Here is a 22284-nt window from a genome sequence, read left to right as displayed (position 1 = left end):
CGTTCTCTTTGAGCTAAGGTAAGGCAACGCCGTACTGGTTTAAAGTTAATCCACTATAAAATCAGAATGACCGTTACAAAAAGGTCGTCTGAAAAATCGACTTCAACGGAAATTCCTATTTCCCATCCGTTGGATACCCGTTTTCAGGCGACCTCTCAGGGTGGTTCAATCATTCCAAGTCAATCAGCGGCGCAGGCTCTGCACACCCGCCATCCGCGTATTTTCAGTTTCATGCGGCTTAAAAACTTATCCGCTTTGAGGCAGATTCCAATCAATCCAAAATATTAATGTGATACGGCTTTTAATTTTCTGAAGAAATTTCTTGATCTTCAAATTTCATACTTTCCGGATTTAGCTTCCAAATCGTCTTATCCTTAGAAGATATGGATTTTTTACCCTGATGAAATTCATAGCAGACCCTATCTGTTTTCAATATAAACTCCTTGCTGAGTTCAAATTCCATCACACACTTTCCCTGTGGCTTCAAGGACAAGGTATCTGCTACATGGTAACTCAGTATTCCATCTATTTTTTTAAAATTGAAGGGCGGACGCAACAATTTTTTATTGTCATAGAATGATTCATATATCACATCTATCGAGCCTAAAGTTGGAAGACCGGTATGGTCTTGAACTATGCTTCCATCCTTTCTATTGACCGGATAAATATCATATTTTTGTTCAACAATGCTATTTCCTTCAGATTCTTCCGATTCCCCATTAATGGCAACAACAAGCCATGCAAATGAATCATTATAGGGAATCACACCCAAAACTTTTGCATGCTCGGGGACACTTGTTGGAACAGCATATATATATTCTTTAACATCCTTTGGTGCCTTAATCTTATTCAAATCCAGAAAGCCATTTGACAGTCTCGGGTAGGATTGAAACCAGGTTTTAGATGAAATAGGCAAGGTTAAACATTCCGCCTCTGCCAAATGCTTCTGTTCCTTAGGATAATTGATGTAGCACTTATCCTTGTCGGTTTTTTGGGACGATACGGCAGGCTCTTTTTTGCTGTTTTGATCAGCAAGTGTTTCTTGGGAAGCTGCCGGTCCGACGCCGCAAGCCGCCAAAGCCGTGAGTGAAAACACGAATAAGATTGCGCGGTTGAGTTGAGAAAAAATCATATCTTTCCTTAAATATCCATATCATTTTGGCTCAAGCCCTTTAAGATATGAAGAATGATAACATCCAATATGAATTTTTACCTACTCATCCGCAGAAGTTTCTTCCCTTACCGACATAAGCCTATTTTGCGGCAAAACCCGCTATTCTAAAGCAACCGCATTTCCCGCCGCCGCTTCCCACAATTCCCGTTTCTTTTCTGCCGTCAGTTTTTTAATGGAGATTTCCCGTTTCAGCGCCTCGCTTTTGGAGAGGCCGTCTGAAACGATACGCATCGCCGCGGGTTTGTTCAGCCGCGTGTATTTCGCGCCTTTGCCGGCGAGGTGGGCGGCAAACCGCTCTTGCGGGCGGTTGCTGATGCCGCAGTAGAGTGCGCCGTTTTCACACAGAATCAGGTAAACGCACCAATTTTCCGCGTTCATGCGTCTGCTTCCTTGGCGAAACTTTCCGTGAAGATGCGGACGGCGGCTTCGGTTTTGGCGGACTGGACGCGATAAGGCGTCACCAAATAAAGGCTGACCGGCGGCAGCGTCCATTCGGGCAAAACGGTTTTCAGACGACCTTGGGCGATTTTTTCCCGAACTTCGCCGCCCACTTGCAAAGATAAACCGAAACCGCTTTCGGTCAGGCTGCGCACGGCGGCAAGATGCGTGCAGGCAATGCTGTCGGCAATATCGAGAAAATAGCTTTCGCCGCCGTGTTGTAAGGTTGTGCGGACGGGCAGGAAGTGCAGCCAGCGGTGGGCATGAAGCTGCGAGGGATGGATGATGGGCTGATGGCGGTCGAGGTAATCGGGTGCGGCGCAAATGGTGTACGGCCAGGTAACGAGATGACGCGCAATAAGATTGGGATCGTCCAAAGCGCGGTCGCCGCCGCGTATGGCGATGTCGGTCTGATTGTGTTGCAGGTCGTCCAAGGTATCGCTGAAATTGAGGACGGGACGGATTTTGGGAAACTCGGTTTGCAATCTGGAAAACGCCGTCTGAAAAGCGCGGGAACTGATGACGCTGGAAGTCAGAGAGATACGCAATTCGCCGACGGGTTCGGTTTTGAGGTTGTCGATAACGGTACGCGTATCGGCAAGGGTGGCGGCGAGGCGGCGGCAGTATTCGCCCAAGGCGCGGCCGGCATCGGTCGGCGAAAGGCTGCGCGTGCTGCGGTTTAACAGCTTGATGCCGTGCAGGGTTTCGAGGCGGTTGATGTGCTGACTGACGGCAGACGGGGTCATGCCCAGCGCGGCAGCGGCGGCGTTCATGCTGCCGTGTTTGAGGACGGCGGCAAAAACGAGCAGGGGTTTGATGTCTTGCATGGTGTTTACCGGATTGGAATCGGCGTTTTCAGACGACCTGTTGGGAATACTGCGGATTATATAGCGCGGATGAAAAATCGGCGCAGAACTGATTGGGCGGTTGAGCCATATTCGCTTATCGCCATTTGCATATCTACCCTTTTTCAGGTATACCGCCAATTGATGTTCACATTTTAAAAGGATTTTATGATGGCTTCTTTCGACGAACCGGGCCGCGTCAAACGCGAAGGCATACTGACGCGTCTGCTGCGTTTTTTGGGTATCGGCCCTTCTGCCGAAGAGGAACAAGAGCGCGCGCGTTTGGCGGCTTTGAATTTGAATACGGCAGTTTATGCCGACTTATTCGCCAACGAACCGGAAGAAATGCTGGTTTTGACTTCCGATTTCGACCCTGAAATAGGAATATTCAGGATTAATGCGGGCATAGGCGGCGGCAAAAAACAATTCCAAGCCAAAAGCTGCCCAATTTTAGGCTATGTCCATGTTAAAAGCAGTACGTTCATGGATCAGCCCGTATACAAGCTGACCTGGGGAGAAGACGATGCAAGCAACCCTTTTAAAAACTGTTCATTTCAGACGCTCAAGCCACTGACTGTGTACCGTATCCGAAGTAAGTTAGCCATGGATTGGGAGCCATTCGGAGGCGAGTGGTTGAGCCATATACTTTTAGTTGAGGTACTCGAAAGCGATGCCCACAATCAAGAATTGGAAAACCTACGCCACGAATATCTGAATCCCGTTTTGTTTACCCATCCGCTGGCAACATTCAGATTAAACACATTTATGGAAAATTTCGAAGCCAAGGCAGAATGGGCGGGGCTGCCTGTGAAATTGTCTTTGAACGCAGAGGGCGACAAACCGGCGGGCGGTACGCTCAAACGCTTGCCGGAAGTATTTGCCCAACAGACGCAACTCTATGCTTCCCTAAACACCTACCTGCTCGAACATATCCGCAAACACAACGGCATCCGCACCAAAGACGGATTTTTTCCCAATCCGCATCCGACGGCGGAAAGCTTCCTCCAAGACTTAAAGCTGCAAAAATTGGATTTTTTCGATCAGGATTTCGATATCGTGTTTCACAATGATGACGATGCATTGGTACCTGACGGCGAATACTATTTCTATGTCTCATTTGATCCCAAGGGGAACATTACCGGCATCGAATCCATCCACTGACAACAGGTCGTCTGAAACTTTAAACCCCGTTTCAGACGACCTTTTTTCATCCTATTATTTAGCTCAACTTTATAATAACAACAGTAAAACAGGGATTATCAAGCGTTTCAGACGACCTTACAATGCGTTCATCTAATTAATCACATCCCAACAAGGAGTCAAACATGAAAATCGCAGTCATCGGCGCAACAGGTTATGTCGGCAACGCAGTCGTGCAAGAATTGGCGGGTCGCGGTCATGAAGTGACCGCTTTCGCGCGCAACACGGACAAAGTGTTCCAAGCGCAAAATGTTGCCGCCGTCTCCGTAGATGTCAACGCGGCGGACTTCACCGACAAGCTGGCCGGCTTTGACGCCGTGGTCAGCGCGTTCAATCCCGGCTGGACCAATCCCAATATCGGCGCGGATTTTACACGCGGCGCAAACAGCATCGTCGAAGCGGCAAAAGCGGCGCAAGTACCGTATCTCTTAATCGTCGGCGGCGCAGGCAGCCTGTATGTCGCACCTGATTTGCAAGTTGTCGATACGCCCGACTTCCCCAAAGCCATTTACGACGGCGCCAATGCCGCACGCCATCTTTTGACGGCACTCCTGCCGCGCCGCGATGTGAACTGGTCTTTCGTTTCCCCTCCGGCACGACTGGGCGCGGACGGCGGTTTCAGCGAAGACAAAACCGGCAAATACCGCTTGGGCAAAGACGATTTGCTGATGGACGGTGAAATTCCGGCAGGCATCAGCGTGGCGGATTTGGCGGTCGCCATCGCCGACGACGCGGAAAACAAAGCGCATTTGTTTGAACGCTTTACCGTTGCCGCCGCTTAACCGCCGTTCTAGGGCAAAGGTCGTCTGAAAACCTTGTAAATCAGGTTTTCAGACGACCTTTTTGTATCCGCGTTCCATCATCCCCCTACAACCGACCTCCCCTTTTTTATCGGAAGCGTTTGGGGAACAAGGGCGCGGACTTGGTTTTCAGACGACCTTCGTGTCGGTTTACCTGAAGGGAAATCGGTGTTATTGTGTTTGGCAGTCTGTTGAAAATAAAATGATTTATGGAAAGAGACTCTTTAAACAGCCAACATTTCGTCCGACTGGTGCAACAAGGTGGCGGCAGCGATTATCTAAGCGGCAATTACCGTTTCGATACGCTGCACAGCGGCATTTCCCTGCATGGCGGCTGCGTGACCGCGCAAAAGGATTTCCAAAGCACGCAGCTTGCCGAGCCTTATATTTCGTTCATCCTGCTGCTGGAGGGGCGTTTGGATTTCGCCATCAATCAAAACCGCTATCAGATTGAGGCTGACGGCGGACGGGTGGTGTTGATTGCTGCGGAGGAGGAGATTTTGTTCAGCCGTTATCTCTACCAAGGGGAAAAAACAGCGAAAATCACGTTGAAAGGCATAGAGCAATGGCTGTCGCAACCGCAATACGCGGCGATGCTTCCAGCGGTTTACCGCGAGACGGTGCGGCATTGGCATTTGAGCGATGAATTGCGCGCTTTGGCGGAAAACAGTTTGATGCTGTCGGCGCAAGGCGACGGTCTGGGCGATGTTTTGCAGCGCGAAGCCGATGCTTTGCAGTTGCTCGCGGGATTGTGGCGCGATTTTTGCAGCCGTTATCCGTTGTCGCCATCGCCTGAAAAATCAGGCGGGACGGTTCGCCCGTCGGATGGAGACGGGTTTGTGCATGGTTTGAATCAGGCATTTGACCAAGGCGCGCACCAAGTGGCGGAACTCGCCGCCGCGCTGCACGTCAGCGAACGGACGCTGCAACGCCGCCTGCGGGATTATTTCGGGATTACCGTCAGCGACTGGCTGCGGCACAAACATATGCAATATGCGCTGTATGCGTTGACGACGGGCAAAGAGAGCATCAGCGAAATCGCCTACCGCTGCGGCTACGGACACACATCCAGCTTCACACAGGCATTCAAGCAATATTTCGACTGCACGCCTGCGGAAGTGCGCAAGCGGGAGGATTGATGTCGGATGGGGTGTTTAGAGGTTTAAAGGTCGTCTGAAAGGGTTTCAGACGACCTTTGTTCATGCCAAGTCTTCGATATGGAAACCTCTGAAACTGCCCCCTTCACTTTTTCCGTTTCGCCCGCGGATGCCCCTCGTCGTAAACCTTGGCCAGATGGTCGAAATCCAGCTTGGTGTAAATCTGCGTGGTCGAAAGGTTGCTGTGTCCCAACAGCTCTTGCACGGCGCGGATGTCGCGCGAGGATTGCAAAAGGTGGCTGGCGTAGCTGTGACGCATCATGTGCGGGGAAATGTGTTGCCCGCTGCCCTGCCGTACCGCCCATGCCTGAAGGCGTTTTTGGATTTGCCGCTGTCCGAGCCGCGTGCCGTTTTTGCCGGTAAAGAGCGCGGTTTCGCCGTCTGCCGCCACGCGTTCGGACAGGTAGGCGCGCAAGGATTCGACGCTTTTGCCCGACAGCGGGACTTGCCGCTCTTTCCTGCCTTTGCCGGTTACGCTCACCCAGCCTTCGTCCAGCAACACATCACCCAAATCCAAGCCGTGTATCTCGCTCAGGCGCAGGCCGCTGCCGTACATCAGTTCAAACAAGGCATGGTCGCGCACCGCCAAACTGTCGTCGGCAGGCGCGCTGTCGAGCATATGGTTCAACTCTTCCTGCGGCAGGGCTTTGGGCAGGCGTTCGGGCAGGCGCGGGGCTTTCAGGTTGAAGGTCGGATCGTTGTCCATCATGCCCGACTGCACGAGCCAGCCGCAATATTGCCGCCACGCCGACAATTTGCGCGCCAGCGTCCGTTCGCTCAAACCTTGTTGCGACAACCGTTTCAACGCTGCCACAAAATCGCGCCGTTTCAAATCCTGCGCCGTTTCAGACGACCCTTCCGTCAAAAGCCGCACGAGTTCGGTCAAATCGCGCCCGTAGGCAGACAGCGTGTGCGCCGACCTGCCCTGTTGCCCCAACATTTTCAAATAGCCGTCCAAAGACAGCCCGAAATCGCGCGCCAACATTTTCAGACGACCTCCAACACGGTTTTCAAAGCCTGCGGCAACCGGCAAACCTTTTGGCGCGCATAATCGAAACACACCATGCCCGTGCGCGCCCGCGCCAGCACCTTGCCGTCCGCGATGCGCGTCAGGCGGAACAGCAGCGCGAACCCGCCCTTGCCGATGTCCTCGACGCCCATTTCCGCCGACATTTCATCGCCGTAAAAACCTTGTGCCAAATATTGCACCGCCGCATCCGCCATAATCAGCCCCGCGCCGCCCGCGTCCGTTTCGCTCCAGCCCAAACCTGCCAGCCAGCGCATCCGCACCTCGTGGCACAAACGCAAAACGGCATCGTTCGCCAGATGACCGCCGTAATTCACATCGCCCACCTGCACGCGCAAGGTCGTCTGAAACAACACCGCATCCACATCCGCCACTGCCAACTTAGCCATCACACACCTCCCGCCGCCGTTTCAGACGACCCCGAAAACAAACCGTTATTATAAACCATGTCAGATAAATGCCGACCGCACCGTTTGCCCGCCGCAGCCGCCCAAAATCTCATTAATATATAAAACTGATGTAGCCCTGTGTAGTTTTTTAATAAGAAAAACATTATAATTTCCCACATCACCATCCCGCTACCTCACCAAGGAGATTTAAATGGCACTCGTATCCATGCGCCAACTGCTCGACCATGCCGCCGAAAACAGCTACGGCCTGCCCGCATTCAACGTCAACAACCTCGAACAAATGCGCGCCATCATGGAAGCCGCAGACCAAGTCAACGCCCCCGTTATCGTTCAAGCATCCGCCGGCGCGCGCAAATATGCAGGCGCGCCGTTTTTACGCCACCTGATTTTGGCGGCCGTCGAAGAATTCCCGCACATCCCCGTCGTCATGCACCAAGACCACGGCGCATCGCCCGACGTGTGCCAACGCTCCATCCAACTGGGCTTCTCCTCCGTCATGATGGACGGCTCGCTGCTCGAAGACGGCAAAACCCCGTCCACCTACGAATACAACGTCAACGCCACCCGTACCGTCGTCAACTTCTCCCACGCCTGCGGCGTATCCGTCGAAGGCGAAATCGGCGTCTTGGGCAACCTCGAAACCGGCGAAGCCGGCGAAGAAGACGGCGTAGGTGCGGCAGGCAAACTCTCGCACGATCAAATGCTCACCAGCGTCGAAGATGCCGTGCGCTTCGTCAAAGACACCGGCGTGGACGCGCTCGCCATCGCCGTCGGCACCAGCCACGGCGCATACAAATTCACCCGTCCGCCCACCGGCGACGTATTGCGCATCGACCGCATCAAAGAAATCCACCAAGCCCTGCCCAACACCCACATCGTTATGCACGGCTCCAGCTCCGTTCCGCAAGAATGGCTGAAAGTCATCAACGAATACGGCGGCAAAATCGGCGAAACCTACGGCGTACCCGTAGAAGAAATCGTCGAAGGCATCAAACACGGCGTGCGTAAAGTCAATATCGACACCGACCTGCGCCTCGCCTCCACCGGCGCCATCCGCCGCTTCATGGCAGAAAACCCGTCCGAATTCGACCCGCGCAAATACCTGAGCAAAACCGTCGAAGCCATGAAACAAATCTGTCTCGACCGCTACCTCGCATTCGGTTGCGAAGGTCAGGCAGGCAAAATCAAACCCGTTTCCCTTGAGAAAATGGCAAACCGCTACGCCAAAGGCGAGCTGAACCAAATCATCAAATAAACAACGGGACAATCAAACGGGCGGCCATCCAAGCCGCCCGTTTTGTTTTGAAGGGGGTATGGGTCAAGTGCAAACCCGTACGGCACTGCACTGCCCGCTCTGATTTAAATTTAATACGCCGACTTTCCAAACCAGACAAAAGGTCGTCTGAAAACGGCTTCAGGTTGAACACAACCAGCGGCGTTTGTTTTCAGACGACCTTGTTTGCCGAAGAGGCGAACTTTTCCTATTCCCTGACTAGCGTGGGATTCGATGACGGGCGGCGATTATTTGTCGCTGCATTGCTTCAAATTAAATTGTGCGGCAGCGGCTTCTCGTTTGTATGCGTCTTCGTAGAGGTAGCTCGGCTGGTAACCCTCCAGCCATTCATCCATCGGGGCAAGCGCCTTGCGGCATGCCGCTTTGTCTCCGGCATTTTTATAGCTGACGGACAAGTCGTTCAGCGTCCGCATCCATTCGGTCAAATCGAGGAACTTGTCGCATTCGTTGAGATAACGTTGTTTGATAGCAACAGCATCGCGGTAGCGTTTTCCCTGATAGGCGGCCTGAAAACGTTTTTCCATTGCTGCCGCGCCTTTTGCGGAACAGGCGGCAGGCAATTTTTCATAGGTCGCCTCGAAAGATGCATTATGTCCGCAGTATTCTTGGCAGGCTTCGCGGGCTGAATCCGGAATGTTCAGCTTCACGCTGTTGTTGGTAAAGGAAAAATGTACGACGCAACCATTACGGTTTTTGCTGGTACGGTTTTTGATTGTGCCTTCATAATTACAGACATGGCCGTTTGGGTTGACTGTATCGACAGAAACTTGTTTGCCGTTGAGTGCCAATGAGCCGCTGCTGAGACGGTCTTCCGTCAGAACATAATCTTGTGCGGCAGCGTGCAGGGAAAAGCTTGTCAGCAGGAGGAATGCGAGGGTTTTCATCAATGTGCTTTCTTATGGTTTACGGAAAAAATGAGATTGACTCGGTGCTTCATCTGATGCTTTTATAGTGGATTGTACCGCAATACAAAGGTCGTCTGAAATGCCAAACAGCATTTCAGACGACCTTTTAATAACGGACAGAAGGCTTATCAACACCCGTCTGCCGTCGGCTTTGCAGCGTCAGTTGATCGAATAGCCGCGCAGATATTGGGTACGCTCGCGCGTCATGCGGGTGTCGCATTGGAGCTTGAGGTATTCGTTTTGCGCCGGACTGTCCGCCCTTGCTGCCGCCTGTTGGCAGTTTTGGTTTTTGGTTTGAATCCAAGCGCGTTGTTCTGCCAGCATTTCCTGTTGGACAGTACGCTCCATGCCGTCCCATACGCCTTTGATTTCCGCCTCTGCCTGATGGTTTTGCGAACGGGCATTATCTAAGTCGCTTTGAGAGAACGACGGCTGCTCCTGCTTCTCTTCGCCGTCAGGACGCAGGATTTCGGTTTCAAGGCCCGCGGCAGGCGGTACACCCGAAGCTTGGCTCGCCGCGTTGTTTTCCAAAATATCTTCTGCTTTGGCGACAGGCGGCTCTTCAGCGGCTTTACTTTGCAGGATTTTGATTGCCTCTTCTTTGCTGACTGCCTTACCGTCTATCATCACGATGCTTTTGACACCGTAAGGCAGCAGTAAGGAAGACAGGGTTTGCGCAGTCATGTTGACGGTATTGTCTTCCAAAGAAACCGTACCGACTTTCGGATCGGGCGTATAGCGGACGCTGGTTGAGAACGTGTTGTTCTCAAAGCTCAGGTTGCTGCCCATGATTTTCTGCTGAAGCATTTCGGTCAAGCCGGTATTGCTGTAAATCAGCGGACTGTTGGCATCGGCGGTACGCAATACTTCGGCAGGGATTTGGATTTTCAAATCGGCGCTGCACAAGGATTTGTTGTCTTCCGTAATTTCTTGCGGATTGTCCAAGACGATATTCAACTCGGAGCCGGCGGCAATGATTTTATCGGCATCGACAAATTGGCGGCTGTCGGCACGGACAAAGGAACGCGCCTCGCGCTTGATGGTTTCTTGGATTTGGTTGCGGATACTTTGAATGGCGGCAGGATTGCCACACTCCAAAGCCTGCTTGGGTTCTTCTTTGCCGCATGCCGCCAACATCAGGGCGATAAGCGGTAAAGCCAGCAGTTTTTTGTGCATAAATAATACTCCTTGATACGGCTCGGAAACCGCATCGTTTTGTCGTTCAGACGACCATCATAACAAAAGCACTTGCAACAAGTAAATGTTGCAAGTGCTTTTTCAACGAAACGTTATAAATGCTTACTTATTTGGTAATGACATTTACAAAACCGGAAAGGATTGCTGCGTTAATCAAGTCCACGAAGAACGCGCCGACCATAGGCACAATCAAGAAGGCTTTGTGCGAAGGACCGAAGGTCTGAGTGATGGACTGCATATTGGCAACGGCGGTCGGCGTTGCGCCCAAGCCGAAGCCGCAGTGTCCTGCCGCCAAAACCGCCGCATCGTAGTCGCGTCCCATAAAAACGTAGGTGGCGAATGTCGCGTACAGAATCATCACGACGGTTTGTACGGCGAGAATGATGGTTACAGGACCCGCCAGACCGGTCAGTTCCCACAATTTCAGGTTCAAAAGCGCCATTGCAAGGAAAAGCGACAGGGAGGCATTGCCGAATACGTCGATGGCGCGGTCGAACATATTGACTTTAAACGCAGAAGTCAGAATGTTGCGGATGACGACACCGGCAAACAGACACCATACGAATTTCGGCAAGTCATACAGATATTCTTTGTCGAAGCCGTCCACAATTTCGGCAAATGCCAAACACGCTGCAAACATGGCAAGCGTTTCGACGGCGGATTCGGCGGTAATCAGGCGGGTGCGCTTCGCTTGTTCGAACACGTCGTCGGCATGTTCGTCTGAATTTGCCTTTTGTCCGCTTTGCTCGATGGGCTTGCGTCCCATTTTGTTGATCAGACGGCGCGCAACCGGACCGCCGATCAGGCCGCCGAATACCAAACCGAACGTGGCGGAAGCCATACCTAACCCGGTAGCACCGACCAAGCCGAATTTGTTTTCAAAGTCAGGTCCCCATGCACCTGCCGTACCGTGTCCGCGGTCAGGGTAATCGAGCCGGTAATCAGACCGATAAGCGGATCCAGTCCTAAAACCTTCGCCAAGCCGACGCCGACAAAGTTCTGCACGATGATAAATGCCCCTACGACGGCGGTGAAAATCACCAACGGCAGACCGCCCGCTTTCAGGCGGGAAAAGTCCGCGCTCAAACCGATAGAAGTGAAGAAAATCAGCATGAATGCATCTTGCAGCGGTTTTTCAAATTTGAAGCTCACGCCGTAGGCTTGATGCAGTGCAAACAGGACAATCGCAGCAATCAAGCCGCCTGCCACAGGCTCGGGAATGTTGAAATCGCGCAGGAATTTGACTTTGTTTACCAAAACCTTACCAATCAACAAAACCAATGTGGCGGCAATCAACGTGTAGTAACTGTTAAATTCCCATTCCATAATCGTTTTACCTCTCAAAATCTCAAAAATGTTTTTCTTAAATCCGCCTTGCGGAATCAAACTGTTGGATATTAGGGGATGGGTTAAAGATTGTCAAAGAATAGCCTTTTGTTTTTTGAATTTTTTACATATGGCATTTTTAAAATCATCAAAATATTTATAAGCATCATGGCATTACATGAAGCTACTTTTTGTTTATTAATTAAATATTTTTAATCCGAATGATATTATTGTTGACAATTCTTTTCGCCAGAATATGGGCTTAATAATGGAAAAAGGTCGTCTGAAAACTTGGAAATCAAGTTTTCAGACGACCTTTTTATCTTCCAGACTCAATCAACCTTTAGTCCGCTCCAACAGTTCTTCCGCCAAGGCGAGGTAGGCTTTGGTGCCTTTGGCATTGGCGTCGTAGGCGAGCGCGGGCATGCCGTGGCTGGGGGCTTCGGCGAGGCGGACGTTGCGGGGGATGACGGTTTGGAACATCAGGTTGCCGAAATGTTGGAAAAGTTGTTCGCTGACTTCGACGACGAGGCGGCTGCGGCTGTCGTAGAGGGTGCGGACGATGCCGGTGATGTCGAGGCGCGGGTTGATTGCCTGACGGATTTTGCGCACGGTGGCGATGAGGTCGGAGATGCCTTCGAGGGCATAGTATTCGCACAACATGGGGACGATGACGCCGTTGGCGGCGACGAGTCCGTTGAGCGTGAGCAGGGTCAGCGAAGGGGGGCAGTCGATGAGGACGAAGTCGTAGTCGTTTTCGACGGTTTGCAGGGCGTTTTTGAGGCGGATTTCGCGGGCGATTTCTTGCACCAGCTCGATTTCGGCACCGGCAAGCGCGCGGTTTGCGCCGAGTACGTCGTAGCTGCCGTCCCCGCTGCGGACGACGGCGGTTTTGATGTCGGTATCGCCCAATACGACTTGGTACACGCCTTCTTCGAGGCGGGCTTTGTCTATGCCGCTGCCTGTGGTGGCGTTGCCTTGCGGGTCGAGGTCGATGACGAGGACGCGTTTGCCTTTGGAGGCGAGCGATGCCGCGAGGTTGACGGTGGTGGTGGTTTTGCCGACGCCGCCTTTTTGGTTGGCGACGGCGAGGATTTGTGCGCTCATGTTTTTGCTGCTGTCGGATAGGTGAATGGCGGAATTTTAACGTTTTTTGCTTGAAATGGGTATAAGGTCGTCTGAAAAGGAGCTTCGGTGGAGAGAGGCATCTTTGTCGCATTTCTGCCTGCGTTTCGGTAAATTCTCTTTAAATCCAGACAAGGCGGGGTAATGCCGGCTGATTCAATGTGGGTTTTCTATATAATATGCCGTTTTTGTAACTGACCTAGAGATATATCATGAAAAAATCTTTCTTTGCCCTGATGCTTGCCGCTGTTTTGCCTGCTGCCAATGCGGCTTCTGTTACCGATCGGGATGTGCAGAGTTCGGCTTTGGCTGCCAAACAGGCTCGGTTGGAATCAGCACAGGCTCAGATGGAAACGGAACTGGCGCGGTTAGCTGCGGATCTGGCGCGTATTGAGGCTTTTATTGCCGCACAGGAGGCGCGTTCCGGCATGGGAGAGAATGAGCGGATAGCGGCTTTGGAAGCCCGTATCAGTAAATTGGAAAAACGCCTTGCCAAGTCAAAATAGTACAACCCGAATCGGGTTTATGTGTGCAGCGTCAAGCCGTTCCAGAAGTTGTTTGAGGCTTCGGGGAAAAACGAATGGGAAGCGCGCCGCGCCGTCCGCACTGTCTGCAATGCGGAAACTTCGGCGATGTTCTGCGAAGACTCTGCCATCCGTTGCGAAAAATACGAATAACGGGGTTTGAACACAAAGGTCGTCTGAAACGGAATCGGGTTTCAGACGACCTTTTTAACGGTATAGTTGATTAAATTTAAATCAGGACAAGGCGACGAAGCCGCAGACAGTACAGATAGTACGGAACCGATTCACTTGGTGCTTCAGCACCTTAGAGAATCGTTCTCTTTGAGCTAAGGCGAGGCAACGCCGTAATGGTTTAAAGTTAATCCACTATATTTTAAAGGCAAGTGGCGTTGTGTCATGCCGATAGCGGTATCGTTTCCTTTGAATTTGAACCAAGCCAGGCTGTATACTTTATGACTTGCCGCTACTCATACCACAACAAGGAAATCTATGGATTGCTGGGAAATTCTGCACATTGCGCCTACCGGTGACGAACGTGCCATCAGGCGCGCTTATGCGAAGCTGTTGAAATCGACACGTCCGGACGATGACGCGGAGGGATATCAGCGGCTGCGCGAGGCGTTTGATGAGGCTTTGGCGCGTGCGCCCTACATCGATGAGGAAGAGGACGCGGACGATTGGTCTTGGGATCATGCCGATAACGATGAGGCAGATATTTCAGACGACCCTGATGGACATACCGAATATGTTGACGGGGCGGCGGCATATGAGTCGACCCAAGCCTATCCGCACGATACATGGAAAGACGCAGAAACAGACCATATTGAAGAAACTGATGTTTCAGACGACCCCTACGGATATAGCGGCGCAACTGCCGAGGCTTATTCATACCATGGATACGATGGCGTAGATGCGGATTATATTTTGGCGGAAATCGGACGCATTCAAGATGAAGGGAAAAGTGAGGCGTTGGAACGCTCCTGGCCCGACATCCGCGCTTTATTGGACCGGCTGCCTTTGGGCGAATCGGAATATATTGCTTGGGAATTTTTGGATTTTCTGCGCGATCGGTATATTTCGAATATCATCGTATGGGCGCAATGGGCGTCTTATTTCCGCTGGCACGAGAGCCGCGAAGTCCTCCACCGTATGAACACGGACGAGCTGGAGTGGGTTTATGACTGCATCAATGCGGCGGAAGTTTTGTCTGACAACGCCAATGGCAAATTCCCGCTCCTGCACAGCTTGAACCGTCTGACTGAGCAAGGGCGCGATATGCGGGCAACGGTGAATGCGTTTTTCCTGAATACGACTTTACAGGAAGAAATATCGCCATCCGTACGCACAGCGCTGATGAGGCGAAAGACAAAACTGACGTCTGTTTTACAGAAAGCGCAATCATGGCGGCAGATGCGGATTGTGCTGCCGATTGTGGCGATATTCGTCGCCATGTTTACAGCGGCAGCCGATGACGCTTTATCCGCCTATATCGAGGCGTATTATTCGTTGGCCCTCGTCTCCACCCTCACGCTGGCGCTCTTGTGTTTCTTGGTCAATGTCTGCCGAAGCATATTTTTCACATGGCTGCCGTCTCTCTACAAACTCTTCACGGTGACTTTTGTGTTTAAAAAAGCGGCGATTGTGCGCGCGCTCGTATTGCCTGTCGTGATGACCGCCGTGTGCCTGACCCCGACCGGTTCGGTAATGTTCTTCCTGCTGACCGTACTCGCATGGATATATTCATGGTGTACCTTTTTCTCCTACATCAAAAGCGAACGGAGTATTGTCGGCGGCCTGACGGTCAATCTGTCCTTGATGTCCATGTTTCCGATAATCAATGTGATAAACAAACATTTGGAGCAAACGGCGGGCAACTCGGTATTGCTTATCCTGACGGCTTTGATGATATTGTTGTGGTTCAACGCCAATCTGTATCTGCGGTCGTTCCATCCCCATCTGTCAAAAAAACAGGCGCAATTCCTGCTGGCACCTTGTTCGCCCAACGCATCCTTCCCTATCAGAGCAGCCGCTTCATTCGCCTCCGCACTGGTTTGGATGCTGACGCTGCCGCAGCGGTGTGCCGACTATGCCGAACGGGATGATATTTGGACGCCTTTGGGTTTCGGCGTACTGGCATGTATGCTGACGCTTATCCTGCCGCTTGGCGGAAATCGGATGCTGTGGTTTTACCCGACCGCATTCGTACTCGGCTGGCTGGTGCTCGTTTTGAAACAAAATGCCTACCGCAGCCTGATGCGGGCATAAGCTAAAGGTCGTCTGAAAAGTTTTCAGACGACCTCAACTATACCGTACAACGCTGTTTTCATTTTTCTGCAACAGAATCATTCCATAAGGAATCCGCATGACTTTACCTGTTTTAGCCGTCACTTCGGGCGAACCTGCCGGCATCGGCCCCGATATCTGCTTGGATTTGGCGTTTGCCGATTTGCCGTGCCGCTGCATCGTGTTGGGCGACAAAAATCTGCTGCAAAGCCGTGCCGAACAATTAGGCAAAACCATCACCCTGCAAGATTTCGACCCGCAGGGCGGCAAGCCCGAACGCGGCATATTGGAAGTGTTGCACATTCCTTTAGACGCGCCCTGCCAAGCGGGCAAACTCCATCCCGCCAATGCCGCCTACGTCCTCAAACTGCTGGACACTGCCTATCAAGGCATTTCAGACGACCTCTTCGACGGCATGGTTACTGCGCCGCTGCACAAAGGCGTCATCAACGACGGACACGCCAGCGACCATTTCTTCAGCGGCCACACCGAATACCTCGCCGAAAAAAGCCAAACCGAACAAGTCGTCATGATGCTCGCGGGCGGCGGATTACGAGTGGCGCTCGTTACTACCCACCTTCCGCTCAAAGACATCGCTGCCGCCATTACCCGCCCGCTGGTCGAGTCCGTGACCCGCATCCTTCACGCCGACCTGCGCAACAAATTCGGCATCGCCCGCCCCCGCATCCTAGTGACCGGACTGAATCCGCACGCAGGCGAAAACGGCCATCTCGGCCATGAAGAAATCGACATCATCATCCCCGCGCTCAAGCAGCTGCGAAGCGAAGGCATAGACGCACGCGGCCCCTATCCCGCCGATACGGTGTTCCAGCCCTTTTTACTCAAAGACGCTGATACCGTTTTAGCGATGTATCACGACCAAGGGCTGCCCACGCTCAAATACGCGAGCTTCGGGCAAGGCGTCAACATCACGCTCGGGCTGCCCTTTATCCGCACCTCGGTCGATCACGGTACCGCCCTCGACCTTGCCGGAACGGGCAAAGCAGACTCAGGCAGCCTCATGACCGCCGTCGCTACCGCATTGGAAATGGCGCGCCATATCGACCCGCGTTCCTGAAATCGGATTTCGTTTATCACATAAGTTCTTGAAGCCCAAGGTCGTCTGAAAACCAGCAACGCCAGCCGAAACGATATGCGGTTTACCTGACAAACGAATCCACAAACTCGGCGCAGTCCTCGCTGTTGCACCTTGTTTTTAAAGTCTTCAAGTGCGCAAACAACTGCTTTTTCTCCTCGTTGCTCAGCTTATGCCCTTTGTCATCACGGACTTGGTTGTACTTAGGCGTATTTTTGACATCAAAACCACGGTTGATAAAGAAAACCGTTTCCTTGCCTGCCGCGTTGCGCACGGTCAGCATCATGCTGCCGCCGTCTGCCGCGATGGCGCATTTATCTTCAACGATGGCGGTGTAGTCGGTGTACATGGTTGCTCTCGGTTTGGCTTGGCTGTACGCCGTTTGACTCAATAAAACGGCGACAGCGATCGCAATAAAATGTTTCAACATCATTTGCTCCTTTTGCATTTTCAGAGTGCGCAGCCTGCCTGTGGTACGGCCTCTTCCGATTTCCGACTTCTATGCCGCATCCGACGATTCTTCATTTACCGCGTCCAGCAGCGGTATCAGCAGTTCTTCCACCAATCCTTGAAACAACGCCCCTTCCACCGGCTCAATGTCTTCGTTGCCGAACACTAAGGCAACTTCGGTATAGTCTTTTTGGCCTTTGCTGACTTTGTTGCCGTGATAGCTTTCCTTGGCTTTGTTCAGGGCATCTTCCCAGCTCTGTTTTTTGCCGTAGGCTTCGGCGGCGGCGAGGCTGGTTTTGGCGAAGAAAGGCAGCGGGCGCGTTTGTCCGAGGTTGAAGAACGTCAGCCATTTTTGCAGCATTTGTTGCGCGTGGCTGCTAGGGATTGCGGGATAAAGCGTCGTTTCTTCGGGCTGAACGATATAGGTTTGGTAGGTTTCGGTTTCAGACGACCCTACTGCGCAAAAGATTAAATGTTCGAGCAGGAGGGCGATGCGTTGCGGGGCGTTGGGTTTTCGGTCGAGGTAGAACACTTGGCCGCATTGGTACAGGTTGCCGAGGCTGCCTTGCAGGGTTTGCCCGTCGAACTGGATTTCATAGGCAAAGGGCGGCAGTTTGGGGCTTTGCAGCAATTCGCTGTCGATGCGTTTGGCGGCGGCTTGGAAATTCTGCTGCCACAATTTACCCAATTCACCGGCGGGTAACAGGCTTTCGGCGTCGAGGCGGACGGCGGTTTCTTGAAAGTCTTGGTTGTGGCGGCGGGCATCGAGGTAGGCGGCGGCGATTTTGTCGGCGCGTTGCGGCTCGAAGGGTTCGGCGGATTCCCATGCTTCGTCGCGGTAGGGTTCGCGCCAGCCCAAGGTTTGTTGCAGCCATGCTTTGACGGGATTTTTCCAGAAGCGGATGAAGTCGTCCTGCCAGACGGTCGGGACGGGGGTGTTTTCTTCGAGGGCTTCGCTGAAAAACGGACGCACCTGTTCGCGCGGGCGGTTGAGGGCTTCGGCGTAGTCCTGCCGCGTGCTGAAGAGGTCGTCTGAAATTTTGTCTGCGATGAAATAGCGGTGTGAGAACGGTTGCAGGGGATGTTGTTCGACCCAGTGTTCCGCCAGCTCTTTGCTGCGCCGTCCGGTCATGGCGGCGATGGTGTCGATGAGTTCGCTGACAAGGGCGGACGGGGCGAGTTCGTCGTCGTTGCGGATGCTGCGGCCGACGTAGGAAAGATAAAGGATGTCGCGCGCGCTGATGATGGCTTCGAGGAAGAGGTAGCGGTCGTCGTCGCGGCGGGCGCGGTCGCCTTTTTGCGGGTGTTTGGCAATCAGGTCGAACACGGCGGCTTTAGTGTTACGCGGGAAATCGCCGTCGTTCAGACCCAAGAGGCAGATGACTTTAAACGGCAGGCTCCTCATCGGCACCATGCTGCAAAAGGTGATGCCGCCGCGCAGGAAGCCCGCTTGGCTTTCGCTGCCCAAAAAGCGGCGGATGTGGCGGATAACGGTGTGTTGCGGCAAAGTGCCGCGAAAGCCTGCCAACTCGGTTTCTTCCTGCCATTTTGCCAACGCCTGCTCAAACTGCTGCAAGGCGTATTGGTCGTCGGCGTCGGGCAGGAATAATGACTGCACCAAATCGCGGCAGCGTTCCGTCCATTCCTCTGCCGTTGCGGGTTTGCGCCACTCGGCGGCAAGGCGGGACAGCGTGCGGATAAAGGCGGCAAAGCGGCCGAACACATCAAGGCGGTTGACGTCGCCGTGCCACGCGCTGACGTTTTGCCAGAGAGAGCTGCCGTCGTCGGGCAGCATCCAGCCCAACACGATGCGTTCCAACGCCTGCTGCCAAGTAAACAAATTGTCCGCTGCGCCGCGCATTGTTCCGTCCAACCCCCAATGCACGTTCAATTCGGCAATGGTGTCGTGCAGCAGCGGCAAATCGTCCGCCGTCAGCCCGAAACGGCGCAGCACCAAACCGCTTTCCAACAGCGGCAGCACTTTATCGACTTCAAACCGGCTTTCCAGCAAATCCAGCGTCTGCTCCAGCGCGTAAAGCAGCGGCTGGCGGCGGCTGAGTTTTACGTCCGACACCGAATACGGCAAAGCCTGCGCCCCGCCCTGCGCCTGCCCGAACACCGCCTCGATAAACGGGCTGTACGGTTCGATGTTCGGCGTCAAAACGGCAATATCGTGCGGCTGCCAGTCGGGATGTTCGTGCAGAATCCGCAACAGCTTGTCCTTCAAAATCTGCAATTCTCGCAGGGGGCTGTGTGCCGACACGATACGGACGGAGCCGTCGCCCAGCAAATCCGTGCGGCTGTGTTCAGACGGCATACGCAGGTTTTGAATATCGTTTTGCAGGCAGTGCAGCAGCGTGTCGTCTGAAACCTCTTCAAACACAGGCTGCTCCTCCAAGCCGATTTCCGTCAGAAAATCAAAAAAATCACGCCCCTGCTTGCCCAGCGATGCCAACAGCGGATGCCCCGTTTGCGACAAATCCGCATCGTCGCCGCCCTTCAACAGCTGCGCCGCCTCAATCACATTGCCCCAATACTGCCCGCTCGGATTGAGCGCGAACACAAACACATCGCAATGTTCCGAAATTTTCTGCAAAAGCTGCAAATACATCGGCGCCATCGTCGAAATGCCGAATACGAAAAACCGCTCGGGCAGGTGCGCCTTATCCAAAGACGACAGCAGCTTTTCCCACAGCTCCACACGATGCGGCGCAGATTGGTTGCCGTCGTCCAAATAGCGCCAAAGCTGCGCCTGCCAGACCTCGTCCTCGCCCAGCCCCAGAAGTTTGCCTTCCTGCCAGGCATCAATCCACTGCGGCCGGTACACCAGATACTGGTCGAAAATATCCGCCAACTGCCCCGCCAACTGATAATCCGCCGACTCGCCGCTGCCCAAATAGCTTTGCAAGACAGAGCGGACGTTTTCAAATTCAGAGGTCGTCTGAAAACGCTCGCTGCGGAACAAATCCAAAAGCCGCCAGCGCATCACCTCCGGCGAAAACGGACTGAGCGCGGGAATATCGGGAATCAGCTTCTGCATCAACTGCCACGTCAAACCCGCCGGCAGGCTGAATTGCAAATTCGCCGCTACCCCCAGTTCGCGCGCCAGATACACGCTCAAATAACGCCGCATCCCCTGACTCTGCACCACAATCTGTTCCGCCGCCAAAGCAGACTCAAGCGGCCTGACCCTTTGGATTCCGGCAAACAGGGCGGCTAGCGATTCGAGGCGGTTGGATTGGTAGAGGTAGAACATGGCGATTAAAAGCAAGAGGTTAAGAACGCAAGACAGATTATAAAGTCCCTTGATTTCTCTGCAAGCGCAACCATATAGCCGTCAACCCATCATTCAGAAAAACAGAGGAATTTATGCCGCAAACCGACATCAACCATGCTGATATCCGCACGCGTTTCATCTTTGACGATATGCCTGTGCGCGGTCTGCACGTCCGCCTTGAAAACGTGTGGGAACACATCGCCGGACAAAAACACTACCCTGCCGCCATCCGCCGGGCATTAGGCGAACTCCTCGCTGCAGGTGCGCTTCTCTCCAGCAACCTTAAAAACGAAGGCACGCTCATTGTCCAAGTACAGGGACAAGGTCGTCTGAAAATGCTTGTGGTCGAAGCCACATCAGACAACACCGTTCGCGCTACCGCCCGCTGGGATGAAACCGCCGACATCCATGATGACGAAAGCCTGACCGACCTTTTGGGCAGCAACAGCGTTTTCGTACTCACACATCAACCCAAAGATGCCGAACCTTGGCAAGGCGTTGTCCCGCTTGAAGGCGACAATATCGCCCAAATGCTCATGAACTATATCAAACGTTCCGAGCAACTCGATACCCACATCGTTCTCGCCGCTTCAGATCATGTCAGCGGAGGATTGCTGGTACAACGTCTGCCCGAAGAAGAACTAGACACCGAATCATGGGAACTCATCAACACACTGACCCAAACGCTGACACCGAAAGAGCTAACTGCCCTAGACGCACAACACGTTCTCTATCGGCTCTATCATGAAACCCCTCCCCGGGTTTTCGATCCCGAAAGTATCGAATTTGCCTGCACCTGCTCACACGGCAAAGTCAGCGATATGCTGCTTATGTTAGGCGGAGAAGAAGTTGGCGGTATTGTTGCAGAACAAGGCAGTATCCAAATCGATTGCGACTTTTGCCACACTAAATACGTATTTGACGAAACGGATGTCAACGCGCTATTTGGCGGGGACGTAGTCGGCATAGTGCGCCGGCAAGGCAGTCGTTTCCAATAACGAACCTTCTCACTGCGACACTAAGGCAGTATTGCAGCCCGCTATAGTGGATTAAAATAAAAATGAGACAAGGCGGCAACGCCCGCAGTGTACGGGTAGTACATAAGGGCGTTGGCAACGCCGTATCATTGCAATTTTAATCCACTATATATTTTCAGACGACCTTTCCACATATGCATCCTGATCTGACGGCCGAATGAAGCGGGACAGGCATGGCAGCCTTACCCGCCCGACACGAAGGCCGTCCGACTCCGGACTGGATTCGGACGGCCTTTTCATTACCGGGTCTGCAGCTGCGCACATTCCCTATTCGGGAGGGCGCACTCGGGTTTATTTTTTAGCGGCGGGGGTGGCGGCTTTGTTTTGAGCGGCCGGGGCGACGGTTGCTTCCGCCTTCAGTTTGGAGAAGATGCCCTCACCGATACCTTTGACGTTTTTCAACTCCTCGACCGATTTGAAGGCACCATGTTGTTGACGGTAGTCCACGATGGCTTTGGCTTTGGCAGGGCCGATACCGGGCAGGGCTTCCAACTCGGACGGGGAAGCGGTATTGATGTTGACGGCGGCCAGCGACAGCGAAGCGGTCAGCAGGGAGAGGGCGGCAAAGAGGAATTTTTTCATAAGAAGATACTCCATAGTTTGTGAATGCGGATGATGCCTGTGTGTGCGGCACCGTAAAATAGTTGGCTATCATATCCGTCTTACCGTTTCCTTTCAAACGATACCTGAAGATTTCTTAGTTTACTATCTCTTTATGT

General features: G+C 53.0%; 21 protein-coding genes and 1 pseudogene. 9 read left to right on the top strand and 13 right to left on the bottom strand.

Annotated features, from left to right (window positions below; all coding sequences use genetic code 11):
* The first annotated feature begins 66 nt into the window (after window positions 1–66).
* Window positions 67–288 (top strand): hypothetical protein, encoded by a 222-nt coding sequence (locus MON40_RS01565; RefSeq protein ID WP_003779735.1) that lies wholly within the window; start codon window positions 67–69, stop codon window positions 286–288.
* A 13-nt stretch (window positions 289–301) separates the two neighbouring features.
* Here the strand turns inward: MON40_RS01565 and MON40_RS01560 are convergent, their stop codons facing one another.
* The 3 genes from MON40_RS01560 to MON40_RS01550 form a co-directional block, all read right to left on the bottom strand.
* A complete protein-coding gene (locus MON40_RS01560) occupies window positions 302–1132 on the bottom strand; it encodes a hypothetical protein (RefSeq protein ID WP_003779733.1) in 831 nt (276 codons plus the stop codon).
* 141 nt (window positions 1133–1273) lie between these two features.
* The gene (locus MON40_RS01555; RefSeq protein ID WP_003779732.1) at window positions 1274–1552 is read right to left on the bottom strand and encodes a GIY-YIG nuclease family protein; all 279 of its coding nucleotides are present in this window, start codon (window positions 1550–1552) and stop codon (window positions 1274–1276) included.
* Window positions 1549–2439 (bottom strand): LysR family transcriptional regulator, encoded by an 891-nt coding sequence (locus MON40_RS01550; protein WP_039863225.1) that lies wholly within the window; start codon window positions 2437–2439, stop codon window positions 1549–1551. The genes MON40_RS01555 and MON40_RS01550 overlap by 4 nt, the downstream gene beginning before the upstream one ends.
* Before the next feature lie 186 nt (window positions 2440–2625).
* On the opposite strand from MON40_RS01550, the gene MON40_RS01545 reads away from it, so the two are divergent.
* The 3 genes from MON40_RS01545 (at window position 2626) to MON40_RS01535 (ending at window position 5596) form a co-directional block, all read left to right on the top strand.
* Window positions 2626–3618 (top strand): DUF7021 domain-containing protein, encoded by a 993-nt coding sequence (locus MON40_RS01545; protein WP_003779730.1) that lies wholly within the window; start codon window positions 2626–2628, stop codon window positions 3616–3618.
* Between the two features lie 164 nt (window positions 3619–3782).
* On the top strand, window positions 3783–4439 hold the full coding sequence (locus MON40_RS01540; protein ID WP_003779727.1) for an NAD(P)-dependent oxidoreductase: 657 nt from the start codon (window positions 3783–3785) through the stop codon (window positions 4437–4439).
* A 227-nt stretch (window positions 4440–4666) separates the two neighbouring features.
* Entirely contained in the window at window positions 4667–5596 is a 930-nt protein-coding gene (locus MON40_RS01535; RefSeq protein WP_003779725.1) for a helix-turn-helix transcriptional regulator, read from the top strand.
* Between the two features lie 103 nt (window positions 5597–5699).
* Here the strand turns inward: MON40_RS01535 and xerC are convergent, their stop codons facing one another.
* Window positions 5700–6599: a tyrosine recombinase XerC gene (gene xerC, locus MON40_RS01530; RefSeq protein WP_003779724.1), complete on the bottom strand. Its 900-nt coding sequence runs from the start codon at window positions 6597–6599 to the stop codon at window positions 5700–5702.
* A 2-nt stretch (window positions 6600–6601) separates the two neighbouring features.
* Window positions 6602–7030, bottom strand: a complete 429-nt coding sequence (locus MON40_RS01525) for an acyl-CoA thioesterase (RefSeq protein ID WP_003779723.1) — start codon at window positions 7028–7030, stop codon at window positions 6602–6604.
* Window positions 7031–7241: 211 nt separating this feature from the next.
* Between MON40_RS01525 and fba the strand changes: the two genes are divergently transcribed.
* On the top strand, window positions 7242–8306 hold the full coding sequence (gene fba / locus MON40_RS01520) for a class II fructose-bisphosphate aldolase (protein WP_003761919.1): 1065 nt from the start codon (window positions 7242–7244) through the stop codon (window positions 8304–8306).
* Between the two features lie 266 nt (window positions 8307–8572).
* Here fba and MON40_RS01515 read toward each other — a convergent pair whose 3' ends face one another.
* From MON40_RS01515 to MON40_RS01500, 4 genes and pseudogenes are all read right to left on the bottom strand, one after another.
* Window positions 8573–9229: a hypothetical protein gene (locus MON40_RS01515; RefSeq protein ID WP_003779720.1), complete on the bottom strand. Its 657-nt coding sequence runs from the start codon at window positions 9227–9229 to the stop codon at window positions 8573–8575.
* A 180-nt stretch (window positions 9230–9409) separates the two neighbouring features.
* Window positions 9410–10426, bottom strand: coding sequence for a lysozyme inhibitor LprI family protein (locus MON40_RS01510; RefSeq protein ID WP_003761924.1), 1017 nt, complete (start codon window positions 10424–10426; stop codon window positions 9410–9412).
* Window positions 10427–10553: 127 nt separating this feature from the next.
* Window positions 10554–11773, bottom strand: a pseudogene (gene gltS, locus MON40_RS01505) (sodium/glutamate symporter).
* A 336-nt stretch (window positions 11774–12109) separates the two neighbouring features.
* The gene (locus MON40_RS01500; RefSeq protein ID WP_003741993.1) at window positions 12110–12880 is read right to left on the bottom strand and encodes a ParA family protein; all 771 of its coding nucleotides are present in this window, start codon (window positions 12878–12880) and stop codon (window positions 12110–12112) included.
* Window positions 12881–13110: 230 nt separating this feature from the next.
* Between MON40_RS01500 and MON40_RS01495 the strand changes: the two genes are divergently transcribed.
* Window positions 13111–13404 (top strand): response regulator FrzS, encoded by a 294-nt coding sequence (locus tag MON40_RS01495; protein WP_242925974.1) that lies wholly within the window; start codon window positions 13111–13113, stop codon window positions 13402–13404.
* Window positions 13405–13421: 17 nt separating this feature from the next.
* On the opposite strand, the gene MON40_RS13345 is transcribed toward MON40_RS01495, so the two are convergent.
* Window positions 13422–13553 carry a hypothetical protein gene (locus MON40_RS13345; protein ID WP_276308314.1) on the bottom strand — a complete coding sequence of 44 codons (132 nt, stop codon included), beginning with the start codon at window positions 13551–13553 and terminating at the stop codon, window positions 13422–13424.
* A gap of 358 nt (window positions 13554–13911) precedes the next feature.
* Here MON40_RS13345 and MON40_RS01490 point away from each other — a divergent pair, with 358 nt between their 5' ends.
* Together MON40_RS01490 and pdxA are read left to right on the top strand one after the other, a co-directional pair.
* Window positions 13912–15687, top strand: a complete 1776-nt coding sequence (locus tag MON40_RS01490) for a J domain-containing protein (RefSeq protein ID WP_003779712.1) — start codon at window positions 13912–13914, stop codon at window positions 15685–15687.
* A gap of 97 nt (window positions 15688–15784) precedes the next feature.
* A complete protein-coding gene (gene pdxA, locus MON40_RS01485) occupies window positions 15785–16783 on the top strand; it encodes a 4-hydroxythreonine-4-phosphate dehydrogenase PdxA (protein WP_003779711.1) in 999 nt (332 codons plus the stop codon).
* A gap of 82 nt (window positions 16784–16865) precedes the next feature.
* Here pdxA and MON40_RS01480 read toward each other — a convergent pair whose 3' ends face one another.
* Together MON40_RS01480 and recC are read right to left on the bottom strand one after the other, a co-directional pair.
* The gene (locus MON40_RS01480; protein WP_242925973.1) at window positions 16866–17231 is read right to left on the bottom strand and encodes a hypothetical protein; all 366 of its coding nucleotides are present in this window, start codon (window positions 17229–17231) and stop codon (window positions 16866–16868) included.
* Between the two features lie 69 nt (window positions 17232–17300).
* Window positions 17301–20507 (bottom strand): exodeoxyribonuclease V subunit gamma, encoded by a 3207-nt coding sequence (gene recC, locus MON40_RS01475; RefSeq protein WP_003779709.1) that lies wholly within the window; start codon window positions 20505–20507, stop codon window positions 17301–17303.
* Window positions 20508–20620: 113 nt separating this feature from the next.
* Here recC and hslO point away from each other — a divergent pair, with 113 nt between their 5' ends.
* A complete protein-coding gene (gene hslO / locus MON40_RS01470) occupies window positions 20621–21526 on the top strand; it encodes an Hsp33 family molecular chaperone HslO (RefSeq protein WP_003779708.1) in 906 nt (301 codons plus the stop codon).
* Window positions 21527–21856: 330 nt separating this feature from the next.
* On the opposite strand, the gene MON40_RS01465 is transcribed toward hslO, so the two are convergent.
* Window positions 21857–22147, bottom strand: a complete 291-nt coding sequence (locus tag MON40_RS01465; protein WP_009313167.1) for a ComEA family DNA-binding protein — start codon at window positions 22145–22147, stop codon at window positions 21857–21859.
* Window positions 22148–22284: the final 137 nt, after the last annotated feature.

It is taken from the genome of Neisseria macacae ATCC 33926, assembly GCF_022749495.1.
Lineage (GTDB): Bacteria > Pseudomonadota > Gammaproteobacteria > Burkholderiales > Neisseriaceae > Neisseria > Neisseria macacae.
Note: the sequence above shows the minus strand (reverse complement) of the source record. Positions and strands in the feature narration are given on the sequence as shown.

Excerpts from the sequence above, each read along its gene's own strand:
- MON40_RS13345 (WP_276308314.1), bottom strand. The coding sequence starts at position 13,553 with ATGGCAGAGTCTTCGCAGAACATCGCCGAAGTTTCCGCATTGCAGACA.
- MON40_RS01490 (WP_003779712.1), top strand. The coding sequence starts at position 13,912 with ATGGATTGCTGGGAAATTCTGCACATTGCGCCTACCGGTGACGAACGT.
- fba (WP_003761919.1), top strand. The coding sequence starts at position 7,242 with ATGGCACTCGTATCCATGCGCCAACTGCTCGACCATGCCGCCGAAAAC.
- MON40_RS01515 (WP_003779720.1), bottom strand. The coding sequence starts at position 9,229 with ATGAAAACCCTCGCATTCCTCCTGCTGACAAGCTTTTCCCTGCACGCT.
- hslO (WP_003779708.1), top strand. The coding sequence starts at position 20,621 with ATGCCGCAAACCGACATCAACCATGCTGATATCCGCACGCGTTTCATC.
- MON40_RS01565 (WP_003779735.1), top strand. The coding sequence starts at position 67 with ATGACCGTTACAAAAAGGTCGTCTGAAAAATCGACTTCAACGGAAATT.
- MON40_RS01535 (WP_003779725.1), top strand. The coding sequence starts at position 4,667 with ATGGAAAGAGACTCTTTAAACAGCCAACATTTCGTCCGACTGGTGCAA.
- MON40_RS01555 (WP_003779732.1), bottom strand. The coding sequence starts at position 1,552 with ATGAACGCGGAAAATTGGTGCGTTTACCTGATTCTGTGTGAAAACGGC.
- MON40_RS01510 (WP_003761924.1), bottom strand. The coding sequence starts at position 10,426 with ATGCACAAAAAACTGCTGGCTTTACCGCTTATCGCCCTGATGTTGGCG.
- MON40_RS01525 (WP_003779723.1), bottom strand. The coding sequence starts at position 7,030 with ATGGCTAAGTTGGCAGTGGCGGATGTGGATGCGGTGTTGTTTCAGACG.
- MON40_RS01560 (WP_003779733.1), bottom strand. The coding sequence starts at position 1,132 with ATGATTTTTTCTCAACTCAACCGCGCAATCTTATTCGTGTTTTCACTC.
- MON40_RS01540 (WP_003779727.1), top strand. The coding sequence starts at position 3,783 with ATGAAAATCGCAGTCATCGGCGCAACAGGTTATGTCGGCAACGCAGTC.
- pdxA (WP_003779711.1), top strand. The coding sequence starts at position 15,785 with ATGACTTTACCTGTTTTAGCCGTCACTTCGGGCGAACCTGCCGGCATC.
- MON40_RS01550 (WP_039863225.1), bottom strand. The coding sequence starts at position 2,439 with ATGCAAGACATCAAACCCCTGCTCGTTTTTGCCGCCGTCCTCAAACAC.
- MON40_RS01495 (WP_242925974.1), top strand. The coding sequence starts at position 13,111 with ATGAAAAAATCTTTCTTTGCCCTGATGCTTGCCGCTGTTTTGCCTGCT.
- recC (WP_003779709.1), bottom strand. The coding sequence starts at position 20,507 with ATGTTCTACCTCTACCAATCCAACCGCCTCGAATCGCTAGCCGCCCTG.
- MON40_RS01480 (WP_242925973.1), bottom strand. The coding sequence starts at position 17,231 with ATGTTGAAACATTTTATTGCGATCGCTGTCGCCGTTTTATTGAGTCAA.
- MON40_RS01500 (WP_003741993.1), bottom strand. The coding sequence starts at position 12,880 with ATGAGCGCACAAATCCTCGCCGTCGCCAACCAAAAAGGCGGCGTCGGC.
- MON40_RS01545 (WP_003779730.1), top strand. The coding sequence starts at position 2,626 with ATGATGGCTTCTTTCGACGAACCGGGCCGCGTCAAACGCGAAGGCATA.
- xerC (WP_003779724.1), bottom strand. The coding sequence starts at position 6,599 with ATGTTGGCGCGCGATTTCGGGCTGTCTTTGGACGGCTATTTGAAAATG.
- MON40_RS01465 (WP_009313167.1), bottom strand. The coding sequence starts at position 22,147 with ATGAAAAAATTCCTCTTTGCCGCCCTCTCCCTGCTGACCGCTTCGCTG.